Origin of the sequence: Nocardioides sp. SYSU D00038 (assembly GCF_016924665.1) — a bacterium.
In the GTDB taxonomy this organism is placed as follows: domain Bacteria; phylum Actinomycetota; class Actinomycetes; order Propionibacteriales; family Nocardioidaceae; genus Nocardioides.
This window is the reverse complement of record NZ_JAFFJT010000024.1, coordinates 83492-104940: the sequence shown is the minus strand read 5'-3', so window position 1 is coordinate 104940 and position 21449 is coordinate 83492. Positions and strand designations below refer to the sequence as shown.

Here is a 21449-nt window from a genome sequence, read left to right as displayed (position 1 = left end):
GGCTCCGCGCCTAGAGCTCGAGCTGCTCGGCCAGCGCGCGCAGCACCTTGGCGGTCTGGCGCGCGGAGTCGCGGGCGGGTCGCCGGCCGTGGCGGTAGTCCTCGCCCACGCCGTCGAGCAGCACGATCAGGCTCTCGACCAGGGTGGCCATCTCGTCGACGGGCTTGCGCATCGCCACGGCCTGGTTGCGCTGCACCGAGGCCGGGGCGTCGAGCAGCCGGACCTGGAGCGCCTGGTCGCCGCGGCGGCCCTGGGCGATGCCGAACTCGACCCGGGTGCCCGCCTTGAGGGTGGTCACGCCCTCGGGGAGGGCGTCGGCGCGCACGTAGACGTCGGCGCCGTCCTCCTGCGAGAGGAAGCCGAAGCCCTTCTCGGCGTCGAACCACTTCACCTTGCCAGTCGGCACTGCCTTGACCCTTCGTGTCGTCCGCGGCGTCGTCGCCGCGGCGGCCAGCCTAGGCGCTGCTCGCGCGCGTCAGCCAACCAGTTCGGGCACCAGCAGCCCGGCGCCCAGCACCAGGCCGGCCAGGTTGGCGGCCAGGAGCAGCAGGATCCACAGCACGGCGGGCAGGTGGGTCAGCCCGGCGAGCTGGTCGGGGTCCGACGTACGGCGCCGCGCGCGGCCCGAGCGCAGCAGCTCGACCAGTGGCCGGGGCGCGGCCAGGAGCAGCAGCCACCCGATCAGGTAGGCGACCAGCGACTGCGCCTCGACCGGGGCCCACCAGGTCAGCGCGAGCAGCCCCGCGCCCAGCACCACGACGGTCAGCAGGCCGTAGCCGTTGCGGATCCACACCACCAGCGCGACCAGCAGCACCAGCAGCAGCCACAGCAGCCCGACCCCTCGGCCACGACCGAGGAGCACCGCGGCCAGCAGGCCGACCGCGGCGGGGGCGAGGTAGCCGGCGGCGAGCATCGCCACCATGCCCGGCCCGCGGGGCCGGCCGCGGGTGACGGTGAGCCCGGAGGTGTCGGAGTGCAGCCGGATGCCCTCGAGCCGCCGGCCGACCAGCACGCCGACGACCGCGTGCCCGGCCTCGTGCACGACGGTGACGCCGAGGCGCACCCGGCGCCAGGTCACCGGCGCGAGCACCAGCAGCAGCGCGACCGCGCCGGTGGCGGCGACCACCGCGGGCTCGGGCACCGGCTGCACCGCGGTGGCGCGGTCCCAGGCCTCCGCGAGGGTCGACACCCGACGGCCTCAGCCCAGCAGCTCGTTGAGCGACCCGGACCGGAAGCCGCGGTCGTCGACCGCGACCTCGGCGAAGCCCGCGCCCCTGACCGACGCCAGCACCGCCTGCTCGACCTCCGGGGCCAGCGGCAGCAGCGCGCGGTCGACCTCCACCGAGGCCCGGTCGCCGAGGTCGCGCACCCGCAGGTCGCGCACCCCGAGCGGCGCCAGCAGGCCCCGGACCGCGGCCTCCGCGCGCTCGACGCGCGCCAGTCGGTGGGGGGTCACCTCGACGCCGTACGCCACCCGGGAGGAGAGGCAGGCCGCGGCCGGCTTGTCCCAGGTCGGCAGGCCCCAGCGTCGCGAGGCCGCGCGCACCTGGTCCTTGGTCAGCCCCGCGTCGCGCAGCGGCGCCACGGCGCCGCGCTCGTCGGCCGCGCGGATGCCGGGCCGGAACCCGGCGACCGCGTCGTCGGCGTTGGTGCCGGTGGCGACCACCGCCAGACCGCGCGCCTCGGCCAGCGGCCCCAGCACGTCGACCAGCTCGGCCTTGCAGAAGTAGCAGCGGTCGCCGGAGTTGGCGCGGTAGCCCTCGCGGTCCATCTCGTGGGTCTCGGGCGTGAGCACCTCGACGCCGAGCGAGGCGGCGAAGTCGCGGGCCGGGTCGCGCTCGGCCTGCGGCAGCGAGTGCGAGTAGCCGGTGGCCGCGACCACCCGGTCGGGGCCGAGGGCGCGCACCGCGGCCGCCAGCAGGAACGCGCTGTCGGCGCCGCCGGAGTAGGCCACCAGCACCGAGCCGCGCCGCCGCAGGTCGGACTCGAGCGCGGCCAGCCGGGTTTCGAGCAGGTGGTCGTCGAGCCAGGCCGGGAAGTCGGCCAGCGAGTCGAGCACGACGTGGGTGCCGGCCGCCTCGAGCTCCTCGCGGGTGCAGCCGCCGGTGAGCACCGAGACGCTGGTGACGCCGGCGGCGAGCGCGCCCTCGACGTCGTGGACGTGGTCGCCGACGTAGATCGACGCCCCCTCGCGCACCAGCACGTCGGCCTTGCCCACGCCCCAGACCCGGCCCTCGAGGTGGTCGACGTCGAAGCCGACGTGGTCGAGGTGCAGCCGGGCGTTGGGGGTGTGCTTGCCGGTGACGACCACGACCCGCCCCCGGCGACGACGTACGGCGGCCAGCGCCTCGTGGGCGCCGGGGAGCGCGGGCACGGTCTCGATGGCGTGGTGGGGGTAGAGCTCGCGGAACCGGTCGCCGGCCGGGGCGACCTCCTCGGCGGCGAGGTGGGGCTCGAGCAGCACCTCGAGCGGGGGGCCGAGCCGGCTGGTCATCTCCTCGACGGGGAACTCCACGCCCAGCTCGGCGCCGAGCACCCGGAGCACGTCGCCGAAGCCCGCGACCGTGTCGATGAGCGTCAGGTCGAGGTCGAAGCCGACCACCAGCGGGGCGGGGCCGGCGGTCGAGGACATGGGCACAAGGGTAGGACCCGGGCCGCTGTGCGCCGCCGGCGACTGCGGGAGCGGTGGGTAGGGTCACAGCCATGAGTGACGGGGAGGTCCGGCCCAGGCAGCCGGCCGGCAAGGTCGTGCGCGAGACGGTCCTCCTCCTGGTCTTCGCCGTGCTCCTCGCGCTGGTCGTCAAGACGTTCCTGGTGCAGTCGTTCTACATCCCGTCGGAGTCGATGGAGCCCGGCCTCCAGGTCAACGACCGGATCCTGGTGCAGAAGCCGTCGTACTGGTTCGGGGGCGAGCCGCAGCGCGGCGACGTGGTGGTCTTCGACGACCCCGGCGACTGGCTGGCCGTCGACGAGCCCGAGCCGTCCGGTGTGGCGGCGCTGCTGGCCAAGATCGGGCTCTACCCCACCGGCGGCCACCTGGTGAAGCGGGTGATCGGCGTCGGCGGTGACACCATCGAGTGCTGCGACGAGGAGGGGCGCCTGTCGGTCAACGGCACCGCTCTCGACGAGGACTCCTTCATCGACCCGCAGACCGACTGCGACGGCCCGATGAAGTTCGACTGCTCGTGGACCGCCGGGCCGGTGCCCGACGGGATGCTGTTCGTGATGGGCGACAACCGCGACGACTCCGCCGACTCCACCGTGCACCTGTGCCGCGAGAAGAACCCCGGGTGCGACCCCGAGGCGGCCTACGTGCCCGTCGACCTCGTCGTGGGCAAGGTCTTCGCGCTGGTCTGGCCGCCCGGCCGGGCCGACCTCACCGGCCGCCCCGACGTCTTCGACTCGGTCGCCGACCCCGCCTCGGACTAGCCGGTCGCCAGCACCGCCGCGAGCGCGGCCGTGGCAGGCACGCCCAGCGCGCCCTCCCGGTGGACGGTGCCGTAGGTGCGGGTGCCGAACGCGCGACCCGGCCGGACCACGACGTCGGCGTGGCGGAACGCCTCGGTGGCGGTGCGGGGCAGCAGCGCCACGCCCAGACCGACCGCCACCAGGTTCTGCACCACGACGTAGTCGTCGCTCTCGTGGCGGACGTCGGGCTCGAAGCCGGCCGTCGCGCAGACCCGCAGCGTGTGCGCCCGGCAGCGCACGCAGCCCACGATCCACGGCTGGTCGGCCAGGTCGGCCACCGCCACCGAGCGGCGGCGGGCGAGCCGGTGGTCGGGCGGCAGCATCAGGTCGACGGGCTCGTCGACCAGCGGCCGCCAGACCAGCGCCCGCCCGCCGGCGGGATCGTCGCCCGGGTCGTCGTAGCCGAACACCAGCGCGAGGTCGACGTCGCCGCTCTCGAGCAGCGCCAGCGCCTCGGGCGGCTCGGCCTCGGTCAGCGCGACGTCGACGTCGGGGTGGGTGGCGCGCAGCCGGGCCATCGCCCGCGGCACCAGGGTCGCGGCCGCGGAGGGGTACGCCGCCAGCCGCACCCGGCCCCGGCGCAGGCTGGTGAGCTCGGCCAGCTCCTCGCGGGCCACGTGCAGCTCGCCGGCCACCGCGTCGGCCCGGGCCAGCAGCGCGCGGCCTGGCTCGGTGAGCTCCACCCCGGTCGTGGCCCGCAGCAGCAAGGTGCAGCCGGCCTCGCGCTCCAGCGCCCGCAGGTGCTGGCTCACCGCGGGCTGGGTCCAGCCCAGCGCCCGGGCGGCCCCGCTGATGGAGCCCGACCGGGCCACCTCGCGGAAGATGAGCAGGCGGCGGGGGTCCATCCGGGCATCATAAGCAGTAGTTATGGCTCGGCGAAGAAATACAGGGCTACCTTGGGGGCCCGCCAGCCGTCACGCTGGGGCCATGGACAGCACCCCGAAGACCATCGGCCTGATCGGCGGCATGAGCTGGTACTCCACCGCCGAGTACTACCGCGTGATCAACGAGGAGGTCCAGCGCCGCTTCGGCGGTCACGCCTCGGCGCGGATCGCCCTGCAGTCGCTGGACTTCTCCGAGGTGCGCGCCCTGCAGCAGCAGGAGGACTGGGCCGGGGCCGCACGGCTGCTCGCCGACGCCGGCCGCCGCTGCCAGGACGCCGGCGCCGACTTCGTGCTCATCTGCACCAACCTGATGCACAAGGTCGCCGACGAGGTCGAGACCGCGCTCGACGTGCCGCTGCTGCGGATCACCGACGCGATCGCCGCCCGGGCCCGCCGCGAGGGCTGGGACCGGCTCGGCGTGCTGGCGACCCGCTGGGTGATGGAGGAGGACTTCTACGTCGGCCGGCTCCGCGCCGCCGGCCTCGAGGTCCGCGTGCCCGACGCCGCCGACCGCGCGGAGGTCGACCGGGTGATCTTCGACGAGCTCACCCAGGGCACGGTGCTGGACTCCTCGCGGGCCACCTACGCCGCGGTGATGGAGCGGCTGGTGGCCGCGGGGGCCCAGGCCGTGGTGCTCGGCTGCACGGAGATCGAGCTGCTGGTGGGGGCCGACCACTGCCCGGTCCCCGTCCTGGACTCGATGCGGGTGCACGCCGAGGCCGCTGTCGACCTGGCCTGCGGCGCCCTGCAGCCGGCGTGATCCCGGCTAGGCCGGTGGCCGCCCCTCGGCCATCGCGACCAGCGTCGCCATCGCCGTCGGCGCGTCCCGGGTCACCAGCGGGCCGATGTCCTGGGCACCCGGCCCGGAGATCGCGGTGGTGACGGTGACGTCGGACCCGGTCTCGGTGGCGACGACCACGTGGTCGATCCGGATCACCAGCTCGCCCATGGTCAGCTGGTCGAGGTAGCGGGCACCTGGCTCGACCACCTCGAGCGTGAACGGCGTCTCGATCCCGCCGCTGAGCACCATCGTCCCCGCGGCACCCTCGGCGAAGTCGCCGTCGAGGGTGACCGCGTCGACGGCCGGGTCCCAGGCCGCCCAGGTGCCGGGGTCGCTCCACAGCGCCCAGACCGCGGCGGGGGCGGCGGTCGTGGCCTCGGTGCGGGTGTAGTGGAAGTCCATGCGCACGGACCCTAGGGGGTATCGGGCTCAACCGGCGCGCGAGACGCGCATCTCGCGGTCGCCGAAGCGGACGACGTCGCCGTCGCGGAGGGTCGCGGGTGCCGAGGGCTCGAGGCGCCGCACGGTGCCGCCGCGCAGCAGGAACGAGCCGTTGGTCGACCCCCGGTCCATCACGACCAGCGCGCCGTCGGGCACCACCTGGAACTGCGCGTGGGTCTTCGACAGCGACAGGTCCGGTGACGGCAGCCGCACCAGCCGCCGGGCCGGCTCGCCGGGCCGCGGCTCGGGGCGCCGGCCGACCAGCGTGAGCCCGTCGACCTCGAACTCCTCGCCGGTGTCGAAGGCGACCCGCCAGGCGGCCGGGGGCCGCCGCACGGTGGTCGTCTCGAGGTCGTCGTACGGCGCGGGAGCGGGTGGCTGGGCCTGGGCCGCCGGCTCGGGTGTGGGCGGCCCGACCAGCGGCCAGCCGAGCGAGCGGCGCGGCGTGACGGTCGGGGGGTTGGCGGGCGTCGCGGCCGGCGTGGCGACCTGGGGCACCGGCGCGGTCGCGGGGGCCGGTGGCGTGCCGTCCGGGGCGGTCGGGCCGGGCGGCGGCGCGGCCGGACGCCGGTCGGGCACGGTGGGCGGCGGTGTCGGCGAGGCCGGCACCAGCCGCATCGCGGTGAGGTTGACCACCGGGCGGGGCCGCTCGGGCTCGGGGGCCGCGACCTCCCGGCGCGGCCGGACGTCGACCACCGCCGAGCGCACCAGCCGGTCGTGCCACCCGCGGCGGGCTCCGCTCGGGTCGGCCAGCGCCGTCCAGGCCAGCGCCGCGGCGCCGAAGCCGAACGTCGGGAGGGTGGCGACGCCCACCACCAGCGTGCGCAGCAGTGCGGGGCCGACGCCGATCGGGGCGGTGGTGCCCTCGGTCACCACCCGCAGCCCGGTGGCGGCGCGCCCCGGCGAGGTGCCGAGCAGCCCCAGCACGAAGGCACCGACCAGCCAGACCACGACCACCGTGCCGACCACGAGCGCCACCCCCGGGAGCCAGCGGTCGTCGTCGCCGAACAGCACCACGGCGGCGTAGACCGCGGCGGCGTACACCGTCCAGGCCACCAGCCGGTCCAGCACGAACGCGTAGAAGCGCCGGTCCAGCCCCGCCGGGAGCAGGGCTGCCACGTGGGTCGCCGAGTCGCTCATGGGGCGGCCGCGGTCAGGGCTGGGTCACCTGGACGGTGACCCCGTCACCCAGGTCGATCACGGCCCCCGGCACCAGCTGGACGGTGATGCCCGGCCGCAGCTCCTCCGGCCCGACACCGGGCTGGACGAGCACGGTGCCGTTGGTCGAGCCGAGATCGGTGACGACCGCGCTGCCGTGGTCGGCACCGGCGCCCGGCCGGACCTCGACGTGGGTCGAGGAGATCTCCTGGTGGGGGCTCGGCACCGTGACCAGGCGCGGGTCGACGGCGCCGGCACCGGCCCGCCGGGCTTCGGGGGCCCGGCCGAGCAGCACGCTGCGGTCGACGTCGACCACCCCGCCGCTGGAGAGCACCAGGCGGGCGACCGGCCGGCTGGTCACCGGCGGCGCCGGCGGCTGCCCCGGGATGCCGGGAGCCGGACGGGCGTACGGGTCGTGGTCGGAGGAGGCGGTGAGGCCGTCGTGGTCGGTCACCGGCAGCACGCCGGTGTCGGCGGCCGCGTCCGCGTCATCGGCGTCGTCGGCGGTCTCGTCCGCGGCAGGGGCACCCCAGCCCGGCGGCGGCTCCAGCGGCGGCGGGGGCGGCGGCAACAGCGGGGCCGCCGGTGGAGCCGCAGGAGCGGGTGGTGCCGGCGGTGCCGGCGTCCACGCGGGCGGTTCGGCCGCGCGCTCGGACTCGGCAGGGAGGGCCTGCTGCTCGAGGAGCTCGGTCTCGACCACGTCGACGTCGGGCTCGTCGGTCGCAGGGCCGAGGAGGGCGTCCAGCGGCACCTCCTCGACCGGCACCTCCTCGACCGGCACCTCCTCGACCGGCACCTCCTCGACCGGCTCAGCGTCGGCGGGCTCGGCGTCGGCGGGCTCGGCGTCCTCGACCGGCGTCGGCACCGGGCTCGACACGGGGCTCGACACGGGGCTCGACGCGGGGCTCGACGCGGGGGCGTCCGGCTCGAGGTCGGCCAGCGGCGCGTCGAGGGCCGAGGGCGGGAAGGCCGGCTCCTCCTCGACCTCGGGCCCGTCCGTCGCCTCGGGCTCGACGTCGGGCTGGACGTCGGGCTGGACGTCGGGCTGGACCTGGGGCTGGACGTCGGACGGCGCCAGGAGGTCGGACGGCGCGTCGAGGGGCGACGGCTCGCGGGGCGGCAGCGGGATCGCGGGACCGGGCGCGGCCGTGGTGGGCGCCGAGGTGGCGGCGGCGGAGGCCGCGCCCACGGGGGTCGAGCCCCAGTCGTCGGGCTCGGCGAGCTCCTCGGCGGTGGCGACGTCGGCCTCGCCGAACGGCGGCAGGCCGTCCGGCGCACGACCCAGCTCGAGCGCCGAGAGCCGCACCAGGCCGCCGGAGGTGGGGAAGCTGCGGCCGTCGCCCTCGGGCTCACCGACGTCGACGGTCATCCGCTCGACGCCGCGCAGCGAGCGCTCCACCCAGGTGGTCGCGCTGGACCCGGCCAGCTCCACGGTGTCGTCGGTCAGGACGATGGTGGCCGACGCCTCGCCGCGGATCACCAGCTTGGTCTCGTCGTCGGTGGTGCTGACCAGCACGAAGCCGGGCAGCTCGCGCAGCCCGCCGGCGATCAGCGCGTCGAGGGTCACGTCGAACCCCGCGCCGTCGTCGACCAGCTCCCACAGCCGCGCGACACGGGCCTTCTCGGTGGGCGGCAGGAGCACGGTGGCGTGGTCGCCGACGATGCCGAACCAGGCGCCGGGCCGGTAGGACCGGGCGCCGGGGGCGTCGAGGTTGCTCACGGCAGGACCCCCAGTTTCTGCTCGAGACTCGCGCGCTGCTGCTCGGAGTCGTAGCTGCTGTCGGCGACCAATCCCACCACATCGACCACGACGGCGGTCGCGTTGTCCAGTCCCCCTGCCGCCACCGCGGCCGCCACCAGCCGGTCGGCCGCGTCGCGGGGATCGCCGGTGTCGAGGAGGATCCGCTCGATCTCGGCGTCGTCGATCATCCCGCTGACGCCGTCGCTGCACAGCAGCAGCCGCTCGGCCTCGGCCACCGGCAGCACGTGGAAGTCCGCGGTGCCGCGGCCGGTGCCACCGAGCGACCGGGTGACGACGTTGCGCCCCTCGAAGTGCGGGGCCTGCTCGGGACTCAGCTCGCCGGACTCGACCAGGTCCTGCACCAGGCTGTGGTCGGTGCTGACCTGCTGGAGCCGCCGGTCGTGGAGCCGGTAGGCACGGGAGTCGCCGAGGTTCATCACCAGCCACACCGGGGAGCAGTCCGCGGCCTGGGCGAGGAACGCGCCCACGGCGGTGGTGGCGGTGACGAAGTCGGACGAGCCGCCGGCGCGCGCCTCGGCCATGAACTCCTCGAGCCGCCGCTGGCAGGCGTCGAGGGTGCGGGTCACCGCGTCGCGCGCGGCCACGGCGTCGTAGCCCGACTCCGCCAGCCCGGCGAACTCCTCGACCACGATCCGGCTGGCGGCGTCGCCGCGGTCGTGCCCGCCCATGCCGTCGGCGACGAGGAAGACCGGCGGCGCGACCAGGAAGGCGTCCTCGTTCTGCTCGCGCACCCGGCCGACGTCGGTGGTGGCGCCGTGGTGGAGCTCGACCTGGGTCAACGTCGCCTCCGGGGGCAGCGCGTGGGCGGGGCCGTGGGTGCGGCGGATAGCGTGGGAGGGATGTCCGCCCGAGCGCCCCAGGGGTACCGCTCGCTCGCCGACCAGCTGCGCGGCTGGCCCGACGAGCGGCTCGCCCGACTGCTCTCGGCCCGTCCCGATCTCGCCACTCCTGCCCCTCAAGACTCCGGCCAGGTGGCCTCGCGAGCCGCCACCCGGTCCTCGTTGATGCGCGCGCTCGACCAGCTGGACCGGCTCGAGCTCTTCGTACTCGATGCCCTCGTCGTCGCAGGTCAAACCCCCGACGCCCGGCTCGAGGAGCTGGTGCGGGCCGACCGGCAGGCCGTCCGGGCGGCGGTCGAGCGGCTCGCCGACCTGGCCCTGGCCTGGCAGTCGACCTCGGGGCTGCGGCCGCTCACCGGTGTCGCCGACGTCCTGCAGGCGGGCCCGGCCGACGCCCGCAGCGGCCTGCAGACCGCCTCCGCCGACCCGCTGCCCCTCGCCGAGGCCGCCCGCCGGATCGCCGAGGTCTCGCCCGCGGCCCGGGCCATGCTCGAGCACGTCTGCGACGCCGGCGGCGAGGCCACCACCGGCTCGGCCCGGCACACCGTGCTGCCGGCCGACGCCACGACCCCCGCCGAGGAGCTGCTCGCCCGCCGGCTGCTGGTGCCGCGCGGCAGCGTGGTGGTGGTGCCCGGCGAGGTCGGCATCGCGCTGCGCGGCGGGCACACGACGACCGAGCCCGTCGACGACGTCCCCGAGGTCGCGACCACCGAGCGCGACGCCGCGCTCGTCGACCGCACCGCCGCCGGCGCGGCGTTCGAGCTGGTGCGGCGGGTGGAGCTGCTGCTCGACCACTGGGGCACCACGCCCCCCTCGGCGCTGCGCAGCGGCGGCCTGGGGGTGCGCGAGCTGCGGGCCGCGGCGGGCTACCTCCAGCTCGACGAGGCGACCACGGCGCTGGTGGTCGAGGTCGCGTGGGGCGCCGGGCTCATCGCCACCGCCGCCGACGCCGACGGCAACCCCGCCTGGGCGCCCACCGACCAGTTCGACCAGTGGAGCTCGCGCTCGTCGCAGGAGCGCTGGGCGGCGCTGGTCTCCGCGTGGCTCGAGAGCCCCCGGATGCCCGGGCTCGTCGGCAGTCGCGACCCCGCCGGCAAGCCGTGGAACGCGCTGTCGCCGGAGCTCTCCGGCGTGCACATGGCCGAGACCCGACGGATGACGCTGGCCGCGCTCGCGGCGCTGCCGGCCGGGCAGGTGCTCGCCGCCGGCACCGGCCTGCCGTCGCTGGTGGCGCTGCTCACCTGGCAGCGGCCGCGTCGACCGCGCACCCGCGCCGACCAGGTCGCCTGGACGGTCGCCGAGGCGGCGACCCTGGGCGTGACCGGGCTGGGCGGCGTGGCGTCGTACGCCGGGCCGCTGCTCGACGGCGACCCGGCCGGCGCCTCGGCCGCGCTGGCCGACCTGCTGCCGGCGCCGGTCGACCACGTGCTGCTCCAGGCCGACCTCACCGCGGTGGCCCCCGGTCCCCTGGAGACCGCGCTGGCCCGGCAGCTGCAGCTGGTGGCCGACGTGGAGTCCCGGGGCGGGGCGACGGTCTACCGGTTCACCTCCGGCTCGGTGCGGCGCGCCCTCGACGTGGGCTGGTCGGCGGCCGAGCTGCACGCGTTCCTCGGCTCGGTGTCGCGCACCCCCGTGCCGCAGCCGCTCACCTACCTCGTCGACGACACCGTGCGGACCTTCGGCACGGTGCGGGTCGGCCACGCCGAGGCGTTCCTGCGCGCCGACGACGAGTCCGCGCTCACCGAGCTGCTCCACCACCCCAGGGCCGCCTCGCTGGGGCTGCGGCGGATCGCGCCCACCGTCGTCATCAGCACCACGCCCCTCGACGTGCTGCTCCCCCGGCTCCGCGAGCTCGGCGCCGCCCCGGTGGTCGAGGGCGCCGACGGCAGCGTGCACGTGGCCCGCCGCGACGTGGTGCGGGCCCGCACGCCCCGCGACCGCCGCGGTGCCGGACTGCGGTCGGCACGCGACGCCGCCAGGGTGCAGCAGGTCGTGGCCGCCGTGCGCGCCGGCGACGTCGCCGCCTCGCACCGGCCGGCGTCGTCGACGGCGCTGACGCCGTCGGGGTCGCTGGCGGCGCTGCGCGAGGCCGTCGAGGTGGGCGCCACCGTGCTGATCGGCTACGTCGACAACCACGGCGTGCGCAGCGAGCGGGTCGTCGACCCCAGGTCGGTGGAGGGCGGGGTGCTCACCGCCCGCGACCACCGCACCGGCGAGGAGCGCACCTTCGCCGTGCACCGGATCGGGCTCGTGCGCCCGATCGACGACGGGGCTGCTTCGTAGACTCCCCGGCGTGGACGTGCGCGGGTACGCCGAGACGGCCGCCGACCTGCTCAACGCCGAGGTGGGCGAGGTCGCCGACCTGCGCGCCGTGCTGGCCGGACGGCCGTGGCTCGCCGGGCAGGTCACCGACCGCGACTGCATGCTGGTGCGCCGGCTCCAGCGCGAGCTGCGCCCGGTCTTCGCAGCGGCCCGGGACGGTGACACCCGCCGGGTCGTCGACACCCTCAACGCGCTGCTGGTGACCTACCCCGTCACCCCACAGATCTCGACCACCGATCCCGACGACCTCCACCTCCACGTCGCCTCGCGGCACGCCTCGGTGGGCGAGCTGCTCACGGGCGAGTCGCTGCTCGGCCTGGCCACGCTGGTCTGCGAGCTCGGCCCCGGCCGCCTCGGCGTCTGCGCCGCCGTGCCCTGCACCCGGGTCTTCGTCGACACCTCGCCCAACGCCTCGCGCCGCTACTGCTCCGAGCGGTGCTCCTCGCGCGCCAACGTCGCCGCCCACCGGGCGCGCAAGCGGGCCGCCGTCCCGGCGCCGTCGCCCTCCCCCTCCCCCGGCGCGCGCGCCTAGACTCGCCGGATGCGCGGCCGCACCTCCCAGCACGACCAGCCCGACCGCGACCGGCGCACCGACTACTGGGGCGTGGTGCTCGACAGCCGAGACCCGCACCGACTGGCCCGCTTCTACGCCGAGCTGCTCGACTGGCGGATCGGCACCGAGGAGGACGCCTGGGTGACGGTGCGCCCGCCCGACGGCGTCGCCTACCTCGCCTGCCAGCTCGACGAGCGGCACGAGCCGCCGGTGTGGCCGTCGGCGCCCGGGCGGCCCACGATGCAGCTGCACCTCGACCTCGAGGTCGACGACCTCGACGCGGCCGTCGCCGACGCGGTGGCGCTGGGCGCCGAGCCGGCGTCGTACCAGCCCCAGGACGACGTGCGGGTGCTGCTCGACCCCGACGGCCACCCGTTCTGCCTCTACCGGTCCTCCACCGGTCCGTAGGCTGGAGGGGATGAACGACGGACCCCTGATCGTCCAGTCCGACAAGACGTTGCTGCTGGAGATCGACCACGAGCGCGCGGCCGACTGCCGCAAGGCGATCGCCCCCTTCGCCGAGCTGGAGCGCAGTCCCGAGCACATCCACACCTACCGGCTCACGCCGCTCGGGCTGTGGAACGCGCGGGCCGCCGGCCACGACGCGGAGCAGGTGGTCGACACGCTCCTTGAGTACAGCCGCTACGCGGTGCCGCACGCGCTGCTGGTCGACGTCGCCGAGACGATGGCCCGCTACGGGCGGCTGCGGCTGGAGAAGCACCCCACCCACGGGCTGGTGCTCTCCTCGACCGACCGGCCGGTGCTCGAGGAGGTGCTGCGCGCCAAGAAGGTGCAGGGCATGCTCGGCGCCCGTATCGACGACGACAGCGTCGTGGTGCACGGCTCCGAGCGCGGCAACCTCAAGCAGGCGCTGCTCAAGCTGGGCTGGCCGGCCGAGGACTTCGCGGGCTACGTCGACGGCGAGTCGCACCCCATCGAGCTCGACCAGGCCGACTGGACCCTGCGCGACTACCAGCGCGAGGCGGCGGAGTCGTTCTGGCACGGCGGCTCCGGCGTCGTCGTGCTGCCGTGCGGCGCCGGCAAGACGCTGGTGGGCGCGGCGGCGATGGCGGAGGCCAAGGCCACCACGCTGATCCTCGTGACCAACACCGTCTCGGCCCGGCAGTGGAAGGACGAGCTGGTCCGGCGCACCTCGCTGACCGCGGAGGAGATCGGGGAGTACTCCGGGGCGGTCAAGGAGGTCCGGCCGGTCACGATCGCGACGTACCAGGTGCTGACCACGAAGCGGAAGGGCGTCTACCCCCACCTCGAGCTGCTCGACGCCCGTGACTGGGGCCTGATCGTCTACGACGAGGTACACCTGCTGCCCGCGCCGATCTTCCGGATGACCGCGGACCTCCAGGCCCGCCGCCGGATCGGGCTGACCGCCACCCTGGTGCGCGAGGACGGCCGCGAGGGCGACGTGTTCTCGCTGATCGGGCCGAAGCGCTACGACGCGCCGTGGAAGGACATCGAGGCGCAGGGCTGGATCGCGCCGGCCGACTGCGTGGAGGTGAGGGTCACGCTGCCGGCGTCCGAGCGGCTGGTCTACGCGACCGCGGAGCCCGAGGAGCGCTACCGGCTCGCGGCCTGCACCCACCACAAGGTCGACGTGGTGCGCGACCTGGTCGCGCGGCACGCCGGCCGCCCGACGCTGGTGATCGGTCAGTACCTCGACCAGCTCGACGAGCTCTCGGCCGCCCTCGACGCCCCCGTGATCAAGGGCGACACCTCGGTGGCGGAGCGGCAGCGGCTCTTCGAGGCGTTCCGCTCCGGCGAGCTGGGGCTGCTGGTGGTCTCGAAGGTCGCGAACTTCTCCATCGACCTGCCCTCGGCCGAGGTCGCCATCCAGGTCTCCGGCTCGTTCGGGTCGCGCCAGGAGGAGGCCCAGCGCCTCGGCCGCCTGCTCCGCCCCGGCGAGGGCGGCAAGGTCGCGCGCTTCTACACGATCGTCTCGCGCGACACCGTCGACGCGGAGTTCGCCCAGAACCGGCAGCGGTTCCTGGCCGAGCAGGGGTACGCCTACCGGATCGTCGACGCCGAGGACCTCGGGACGCTCGCGCCCTGAGTCCGCCTGCGTGGCGGCTCGGCGGCGAGACGGGGACTGCCGACCGGTCTCCCGCGTCACTAGCCTGCGCCCATGAGCGATCAGGTGATGTTCACCCTCGACGAGTCCGAGCAGGTCACCCACTGGTACAACGTCGTGGCCGACCTGCCGACGCCACCCCCGCCCCCGCTGCACCCCGGCACCCGCGAGCCGGTCGGGCCCGACGACCTCGGCCCGCTGTTCCCGATCGAGCTGATCATGCAGGAGGTCACGACCGAGCGGTACGTCGAGATCCCCGACCCGGTGCGGGAGGTCTACCGCCAGTACCGGCCCAGCCCGCTCTTCCGCGCCCGCCGCTGGGAGCAGCGGCTCGGCACCCCGGCCCGGATCTACTACAAGTACGAGGGCGTCTCGCCCGCCGGGTCGCACAAGACCAACACCGCGGTCCCGCAGGTCTACTACAACTCGCTGCACGGGATCACCCGCCTGACCACCGAGACCGGCGCCGGCCAGTGGGGCACCGCGCTGTCGTACGCCGCCGCGCTGTTCGACGTGCAGTGCGAGGTGTGGCAGGTGGGGGCGTCGTTCGACACCAAGCCCCAGCGGCGCACGCTGATCGAGGTCTTCGGCGGCACCGTGCACCGCTCGCCCAGCCGGCTCACCGAGTCGGGCAAGGCGTTCCCCGAGGACCACTCCGGCTCGCTCGGCATCGCGATCTCCGAGGCCGTCGAGGTCGCCGCCCAGGCCGAGGACACGAAGTACGCTCTCGGCTCGGTGCTCAACCACGTGCTGCTGCACCAGACCGTGATCGGCGAGGAGACGCTGCGCCAGCTCGCCAAGGCCGGTGAGTCGGCGGTCGACCTGGTCGTCGGGTGCGCGGGCGGCGGGTCGAACTTCGCCGGGCTGGCCTTCCCGTTCCTGCGCGAGAAGCTCGCCGGCACCCAGGACCCGCGGATCCTGGCGGTCGAGCCCAGCTCGTGCCCGACGCTGACCCGCGGCGAGTACCGCTACGACTTCGGCGACACCGCCGGCCTGACGCCGCTGATGAAGATGTACACGCTCGGCCACGACTTCGTGCCCTCGCCGATCCACGCCGGCGGGCTGCGCTACCACGGCATGGCGCCGCTGGTCTCGCACGCCGTGCACGAGGGGCTGATCGACGCCACCGCCCTCGACCAGACCGAGTGCTTCGAGGCCGGCCTGGAGTTCGCGCGCACCCAGGGCATCGTCGCCGCCCCCGAGTCGTCGCACGCCCTCGCCCAGGCCCGCCGCGAGGCCCTCGCCGCCCGCGACAGCGGCGAGGAGAAGGTGATCGTGATCGGCCTCTCCGGCCACGGCCTGCTCGAGCTCGGCGCCTACGACGCGTTCCTCGGGGGCCGCCTCGAGGACGACCCGCTCTCCGACGCCGACCTCGCCTCCGCCCTCGCCGGGGTGCCCGAGGTCTGAGGCGCCACGGACCGCGTGTAACACGTCGTCCGCACCACTTCCTGGTCGTTGCGGCGGCCGGTCGGTGGTGCGGACGGCGTGCGACAGCCGGAACTCCTCGATCGAGCTGTTCGGGTCGATTCGCGTCCGGCCGTCGGCACGAACAGCGCACAGGCGCGGTTCGTCCCTCGGATAGCGCCCTCGATTCGCACGAACGGCGCAAAGGCGCCGTTCGTACTCGGATCGCCCCCTCAAGCTGCACGAACAGCTCGATTGTGTAGTTCTGGCAGATTGGCGGCCGCCACAGCGGCGGCGCGGGCGGAGTCCGTGCCGGCAGCGCGCCGGGCCGGCAGGCCGAGCGAGGCTCGGGGTCAAGGGCGCGCAGCGGCGAAGCGAACCCGTGACGCCGAGGCTCAGCCTGCTACGCGCGGCCGTCCCCGCACCTCGATCGAGGGCGCCCCCAGCCGCACGAACCACGCAAGGGCGCCGTTCAGGCCGATCCGCCGGCCGCCCCATCAGCACGAACCACGCCTTTGCGTGGTTCACGTCCCAGTCAGCCACCCACGCAACGACCCCGCCACCCGGACTCGGGTGACGGGGTCGTCGGACGACGATCAGCCCGTCAGCGGAACGCCTCCAGGCGAAGCCGGTCGAGCAGCGCGAGCTTGCCCGACGACGGCTTGGGGGCGGCCAGCTTGGGGCAGACCTTGTCGGAACGGTTGCCGGTGCGACGGGCCGGCACCGCGCCGGTGCGCAGGTACGCCGCGACCGTGTCGTCCACGCAGGCCACGCCGCTGAGCGAGGAGGAGTGCGTGGTGCCGTTGCGGCCCTCGACGAGCGCGGCCTTCTTGAACAGGCGACGGGTGGCCAGTGCCCCGGCGTACGGCGTGGCGCCGTCGAAGGTCTCGCTCACGAGCAGCACCGGCCGGTCGAAGGTGCGGGTCACCTGCACCCGCGGGCCGGCCTTGACCGGCCAGGTCCGGCACGGCGCGTTGAACCAGGCGTTGCTCCACGTGAGGTACGGCGCCGAGCGGTGCACCCGCCAGTTGTCCTTGGCCCAGGTCCGCCACTTCCGCGGCCACGGCGCGTCCGTGCACTCGGTGCCGAGGTAGACGGCGTAGCCGTTGTCGGCGCCCTTCCCGACCGGGTTGCTGCTGCGGTAGAGCTGCTTGACCAGCGAGGCGTTGCCCTTGTTGGCCAGCGCGGAGAACGCCGTGGCGACCGTCGGCCACGCGCCCACGGTGTAGCCGGCCGGCAGCAGCGCGTCGGTCAGCTCGCTCGGGCCGACCTTGCCGCCGGCGGGGCGCCGGTCGAGACGGCGCTTGAGCCGCTCGAACTCGCCGCGCACGGCGCGGGCCGACCGGCCCAGCTGGTAGGTCTTGTGGTGGCGACCCACCCAGCCGAAGAACTTGGTCAGCGCCTTCTCGAACGCCTTGTCCTGCTTGAGGTTGGAGCGGTAGAAGACCTGCTTGGCGTCGATCACGCCGTCCATCACCACCTTGTCGAGCCGGTCGGGGTGGAGCGTGGCGTAGACCTGCGCGATGTAGGTGCCGTAGGAGAAGCCGTAGAAGCTGACCTTCTCGGCGCCGATCGCGGTGCGCAGCGCCTCGAAGTCGGCGACGACGTCGGTGGTGCGCAGGTGCGGCAGCAGCTTCTTGCCGGCCGAGCGGCCGCAGGCCCGCGCGTAGCGCTCGGTCTTCTTCCGCCAGTGCTTGGTGATCGAGGCCTTGGTCGGCACGTACGAGGGACGGTCCCACCCGAAGTAGCGCCCGTTGCAGCTCAGCGCGGGGCGGCTGTCGCCGACGCCGCGCGGGTCGACGCCGTACCAGTCGTAGGTGCGGCCGACGTTGCCCGGCACCGCCGCGCCGAGGGCGGCGACCCAGAGCCCGGAGCCACCGGGGCCGCCCGGGTTGGTGAACATCGCGCCGCGGTAGGGCCCGGCGCCGGGGTCGGCCAGGATCCGCGAGACCGCGAGGGTGATCTTCTCCCCGTCCGGGTCGGCCGGGTCGAGCGGCACGGCGAGGGTGCCGCACTTGGCGCCCGCCTGCACAAGGTAGGGGTCGTTGCACTGTCCCCAGGTGATGCCGGCCAGGGCCGGGCGGGCCGGGGCGGCCGCGGTGGCGGCCGATCCGGTCGTGGCGGGGACGAGCAGTCCGGCGGCGAGGGCACCCACCGCGAGGGCGAGGGCCGCGAGCCTGGTACGTCGCATGTCAGTCCTTCCGAGAGCGAACCGGTCCGGGCCATGCTCGCACGGCCGTCCCACGGGGTGTCGCGGGTTCGGTGGTGGGGGGCGATCCTCCGTAGGCTTGCAGGAGTGAAGGCCCTGCTGCTCGAGAACATCCACCCGGTCGCCGTCGAGACGCTGGAGCGCCACGGCTTCGAGGTCGAGCTCCGCGCCGCCTCCATGAGCGAGGAGGAGCTGGTCGCCGCCCTGCCCGGCATCTCGCTGCTCGGCATCCGCTCCAACACCACGATCACCCCCCGCGTGCTCGACGCGGCCGAGGACCTGCTGGCGATCGGCTGCTTCTGCATCGGCACCAACCAGGTCGACCTGGTCGCCGCGGCCGCCCGCGGGGTGGCGGTCTTCAACGCGCCGTACTCCAACACCCGCAGCGTCGTCGAGCTGGTCATCGGCGAGATCATCGCACTGGCCCGGCGGCTGCCGGAGAAGACCCAGAAGATGCACGCCGGCGTCTGGGACAAGTCGGCCAAGGGCAGCCACGAGATCCGCGGCCGCACGCTCGGCATCGTCGGCTACGGCAACATCGGCACCCAGCTCTCGAACGTCGCCGAGGGGCTCGGCCTCCGGGTGATCTTCTACGACACCGCCGACCGGCTCGCCCACGGCAACGCCCGCCGGATGCGCAGCCTCGACGACCTGCTGGCCGAGGCCGACGTCGTCACGCTGCACGTCGACGGCCGGCCCGGCAACGCGGGCTTCTTCGGCGACGAGCAGTTCCGCAAGATGAAGCCCCGCTCGCTGTTCATCAACGCCGCCCGCGGGATGGTCGTCGACGACGTCGCGCTCCGCGGCCACATCCTGTCGGGCCACATCGCCGGCGCGGCCCTCGACGTCTTCCCGGTCGAGCCGAAGGCCCAGGGCGACGAGTTCGAGTCGGTGCTGCGCGGCCTCGACAACGTGATCCTCACCCCCCACGTGGGCGGCTCCACCCAGGAGGCGCAGGAGGAGATCGGCTGGTTCGTCGCCGGCAAGCTCGCCGGGTTCGCGCTCGAGGGCCGCACCGAGCTCTCCGTCGACCTGCCGGCCGTCCAGGCCCCCCAGCTGGTCTCGGGCACCCGGGTCGGCTACCTCCACGTCAACGTCCCCGGCGTGCTGGCCGACGTGAACCGGCTGCTCGCCGAGCACGGCGTCAACGTCACCGGCCAGTACCTCGCGACCCGCGGCGAGCAGGGCTACGTCGTCACCGACACCCCCGAGGAGCTCCCGGCCGGCACCCTGGCCAAGCTCGAGTCGTCGCCCCACACGGTGTGGGTGCGGAGCTGGCACGCCTGACCCGGGCACGGCAGGCACACCGAAAACCTGGTGTGCCAGCCCTTTTCGCGGTCCTACCTTGACCGACTGGGCACCGCCCGGTGCGCACCGAACAGGGAAGGACCATGGAGAAGATCAGCACGAAGCTCCTCAGCTGGGCTTCGATCCTCGAGCAGGGCACGCGCGACCAGGCGGTGCTGACGGCGACGATGCCGTTCATCCACCCCCACGTCGCGCTGATGCCCGACGCCCACCTCGGCCGCGGCGCGACGGTCGGATCGGTGATCCCCACGCTGGGCGCGATCATCCCGGCCGCCGTCGGCGTCGACATCGGCTGCGGGATGATCGCCGTCCGCACGCAGTGGACCCGCGCCGAGCTCCCGGCCGAGCGCCGGCCGCTCCGCGAGGCCATCGAGCGGGCGGTCCCGCTGTCGGCCGGCAACGCCAACCGCCGGATCACCCGCGACCACACCCGCGAGCGCCTCGAGCGGCTCACCGTGGCCGCCGAGCAGGCCGGCTTCGACCCCGGGGCGTACGCCGCGACGTGGGAGCTCCAGCTCGGCACGCTGGGCTCGGGCAACCACTTCATCGAGGTGACCGTCGACGAGCTCGACCGGGTCTGGCTGTTCCTCCACTCCGGGTCCCGCGGGGTCGGGAACCGGATCGCCCAGCACGCGATCACCGTCGCCCGGCGGCTCTGCGAGCAGTGGTGGATCCCGCTGCCCGACCGCGACCTCGCCTACCTGGTCGAGGGCACCGACGAGTTCTGGGCCTACGTCCGCGAGATGCGGTGGGCGCAGGACTACGCGCTGCTCAACCGCGAGGAGATGATGGACCGGGTCGTCCGGGAGTTCGCCGAGTGGGTGGGCGCCACGGACGAGCGGGAGGTGCAGCGGCTGGAGGAGATCAACTGCCACCACAACTACACCGAGCGCGAGCGCCACTTCGGCAAGGACGTGTGGCTCTCGCGCAAGGGCGCCATCAACGCCGAGGCGGGCCGGCCCGGCCTGATCCCCGGCTCGATGGGCACCGCGTCGTACGTCGTGGAGGGGAAGGGCAACCCCGTCTCGCTGTGCTCGGCACCCCACGGCGCGGGCCGGGAGTACTCCCGGTCGCGGGCGCGTCGCACGTTCACCCTCGAGCAGCTGCGCGAGGCCATGACCGGCATCGAGTTCCGCGACAGCGAGGCCTTCGTCGACGAGATCCCCGCCGCCTACAAGGACATCGACCGCGTGATGGCCGACGCCGCGGACCTCGTGGAGGTGCGGCACGTGCTGCGCCAGGTGGTCAACGTCAAGGGCGACTGAGTCGCCTCGCCCGGCCCCGCCACGTCCCCGCGTGGCGGGGCCCCGCCGCGCTCGAGGCCGGGCCGGACGCCGACCGGGCTCGGAGGTCCTGCGTACGCTCGAGGGATGGCAGTGGTGACCGAGGTCCGCAGCCGGCTCGGCGAGGCGCTCTTCCACCGCGTGGCCGGGCCCGACGGCCCGCGCCACCGCGAGCGGATCCACGGCCGGCCCGGGCCGCGCTGGTTCGAGGCCGACAGCGCGATCGCCCGCGTGCACGGCGACGCCTCGATGTTCGTCGGGGGCATCCGTGCCCTGCTGCTGCAGACCCTGCACCCCGCAGCGATGCGCGCTGTCTCGGAGCACTCGGGCTTCCGCGGCGACATGTGGGGCCGGCTCCACCGCACCAGCCACTTCCTCGCCGTGACCACCTTCGGCACCGCCGACGACGCCGAGTCGGCGGTGCGGATGGTGCGCTCGATCCACGACCGGATCACCGGCACCATGCCCGACGGCACCCCGTACGCCGCCTCGGACCCCCACCTGCTCGGCTGGGTGCACGTGGCCGAGGTCGACAGCTTCCTGCGCGCCCACACGCTCTACGGCCGGGAGCCGCTCGACCGGGCCGGCCGCGACCGCTACGTCGCCGAGACCGCCGTGGTGGCCCGCAAGCTCGGCGTGCTCGACCCGCCCACCACGGAGGCCGAGCTGCGCGAGGCGCTGGCGGCGTACCGCCCCGAGCTGCGCGGCACCCCCGAGGCGCGCGAGGCGGTGCGATACCTGCTGTTCCGGCCGCCGCTGCCGCTGGCCGCGCGGGCGCCGTACGGCGTGCTGGTGGCGGCCGCGATCGGCCTGATGCCGGCCTGGACCCGCATCCACCTGCGGCTGCCGTGGCTGCCGGTCACCGAGCGCACCGTGGTGCGCGGGCTCGGCTCGCTGGCCACCGGCACCATCCGCTGGGCGCTGACCCCGCCGGAGCCCCGGGCCTCCTGA

Annotated in this window: 19 protein-coding genes; 10 read left to right on the top strand and 9 right to left on the bottom strand. The window is 74.9% G+C overall.

Features of this window, described 5'->3' with window-relative positions; genetic code table 11:
• Positions 1–10: 10 nt before the first annotated feature.
• The 3 genes from JT721_RS14140 to larE form a co-directional block, all read right to left on the bottom strand.
• Positions 11–406: a cold-shock protein gene (locus tag JT721_RS14140; protein WP_205473889.1), complete on the bottom strand. Its 396-nt coding sequence runs from the start codon at positions 404–406 to the stop codon at positions 11–13.
• A 69-nt stretch (positions 407–475) separates the two neighbouring features.
• Positions 476–1189, bottom strand: a complete 714-nt coding sequence (locus JT721_RS14135) for a M50 family metallopeptidase (protein ID WP_205473888.1) — start codon at positions 1187–1189, stop codon at positions 476–478.
• Between the two features lie 9 nt (positions 1190–1198).
• Positions 1199–2632 (bottom strand): ATP-dependent sacrificial sulfur transferase LarE, encoded by a 1434-nt coding sequence (gene larE, locus JT721_RS14130; protein ID WP_205473887.1) that lies wholly within the window; start codon positions 2630–2632, stop codon positions 1199–1201.
• 71 nt (positions 2633–2703) lie between these two features.
• On the opposite strand from larE, the gene lepB reads away from it, so the two are divergent.
• Complete coding sequence (gene lepB / locus JT721_RS14125; RefSeq protein ID WP_205473886.1) at positions 2704–3429, top strand: signal peptidase I; 726 nt, start codon at positions 2704–2706, stop codon at positions 3427–3429.
• Here lepB and JT721_RS14120 read toward each other — a convergent pair.
• Positions 3426–4313 (bottom strand): LysR substrate-binding domain-containing protein, encoded by an 888-nt coding sequence (locus JT721_RS14120; protein WP_205473885.1) that lies wholly within the window; start codon positions 4311–4313, stop codon positions 3426–3428. The two genes, lepB and JT721_RS14120, sit on opposite strands and share 4 nt — an antisense overlap.
• Positions 4314–4395: 82 nt before the next feature.
• Between JT721_RS14120 and JT721_RS14115 the strand changes: the two genes are divergently transcribed.
• Positions 4396–5112 (top strand): aspartate/glutamate racemase family protein, encoded by a 717-nt coding sequence (locus tag JT721_RS14115; RefSeq protein WP_240340748.1) that lies wholly within the window; start codon positions 4396–4398, stop codon positions 5110–5112.
• 6 nt (positions 5113–5118) lie between these two features.
• On the opposite strand, the gene JT721_RS14110 is transcribed toward JT721_RS14115, so the two are convergent.
• From JT721_RS14110 to JT721_RS14095, 4 genes are read right to left on the bottom strand one after another with little or no spacing between them, the layout of a single operon-like run.
• The gene (locus JT721_RS14110) at positions 5119–5535 is read right to left on the bottom strand and encodes an SRPBCC family protein (RefSeq protein ID WP_205473883.1); all 417 of its coding nucleotides are present in this window, start codon (positions 5533–5535) and stop codon (positions 5119–5121) included.
• Between the two features lie 27 nt (positions 5536–5562).
• Positions 5563–6693, bottom strand: coding sequence for an RDD family protein (locus JT721_RS21450; protein WP_205473882.1), 1131 nt, complete (start codon positions 6691–6693; stop codon positions 5563–5565).
• Positions 6694–6727: 34 nt separating this feature from the next.
• Positions 6728–8452 (bottom strand): FHA domain-containing protein, encoded by a 1725-nt coding sequence (locus tag JT721_RS14100; RefSeq protein WP_205473881.1) that lies wholly within the window; start codon positions 8450–8452, stop codon positions 6728–6730.
• On the bottom strand, positions 8449–9273 hold the full coding sequence (locus tag JT721_RS14095) for a PP2C family serine/threonine-protein phosphatase (RefSeq protein WP_205473880.1): 825 nt from the start codon (positions 9271–9273) through the stop codon (positions 8449–8451). Before JT721_RS14095 ends, JT721_RS14100 begins: the two co-directional genes overlap by 4 nt.
• A 60-nt stretch (positions 9274–9333) precedes the next feature.
• Here JT721_RS14095 and JT721_RS14090 point away from each other — a divergent pair, with 60 nt between their 5' ends.
• The 5 genes from JT721_RS14090 to JT721_RS14070 all read left to right on the top strand — a co-directional run bounded on the left by JT721_RS14090 (position 9334) and on the right by JT721_RS14070 (position 15701).
• Positions 9334–11616: a helicase-associated domain-containing protein gene (locus JT721_RS14090; protein ID WP_205473879.1), complete on the top strand. Its 2283-nt coding sequence runs from the start codon at positions 9334–9336 to the stop codon at positions 11614–11616.
• Positions 11617–11626: 10 nt separating this feature from the next.
• On the top strand, positions 11627–12187 hold the full coding sequence (locus tag JT721_RS14085) for a CGNR zinc finger domain-containing protein (RefSeq protein WP_307828060.1): 561 nt from the start codon (positions 11627–11629) through the stop codon (positions 12185–12187).
• Positions 12188–12196: 9 nt separating this feature from the next.
• Positions 12197–12616, top strand: coding sequence for a VOC family protein (locus JT721_RS14080; RefSeq protein ID WP_205473878.1), 420 nt, complete (start codon positions 12197–12199; stop codon positions 12614–12616).
• Between the two features lie 10 nt (positions 12617–12626).
• Entirely contained in the window at positions 12627–14276 is a 1650-nt protein-coding gene (locus JT721_RS14075; RefSeq protein WP_205473877.1) for a DNA repair helicase XPB, read from the top strand.
• Positions 14277–14348: 72 nt separating this feature from the next.
• On the top strand, positions 14349–15701 hold the full coding sequence (locus JT721_RS14070; RefSeq protein WP_205473876.1) for a TrpB-like pyridoxal phosphate-dependent enzyme: 1353 nt from the start codon (positions 14349–14351) through the stop codon (positions 15699–15701).
• A 601-nt stretch (positions 15702–16302) separates the two neighbouring features.
• On the opposite strand, the gene JT721_RS14065 is transcribed toward JT721_RS14070, so the two are convergent.
• Positions 16303–17889, bottom strand: a complete 1587-nt coding sequence (locus JT721_RS14065; RefSeq protein WP_205473875.1) for an alpha/beta hydrolase — start codon at positions 17887–17889, stop codon at positions 16303–16305.
• 105 nt (positions 17890–17994) lie between these two features.
• Here JT721_RS14065 and serA point away from each other — a divergent pair, with 105 nt between their 5' ends.
• The 3 genes from serA to JT721_RS14050 all read left to right on the top strand — a co-directional run bounded on the left by serA (position 17995) and on the right by JT721_RS14050 (position 21449).
• Positions 17995–19194 carry a phosphoglycerate dehydrogenase gene (serA, locus tag JT721_RS14060; protein ID WP_205473874.1) on the top strand — a complete coding sequence of 400 codons (1200 nt, stop codon included), beginning with the start codon at positions 17995–17997 and terminating at the stop codon, positions 19192–19194.
• Positions 19195–19298: 104 nt separating this feature from the next.
• A complete protein-coding gene (locus JT721_RS14055) occupies positions 19299–20480 on the top strand; it encodes an RtcB family protein (RefSeq protein ID WP_205473873.1) in 1182 nt (393 codons plus the stop codon).
• A 105-nt stretch (positions 20481–20585) separates the two neighbouring features.
• Entirely contained in the window at positions 20586–21449 is an 864-nt protein-coding gene (locus tag JT721_RS14050) for an oxygenase MpaB family protein (protein ID WP_205473872.1), read from the top strand.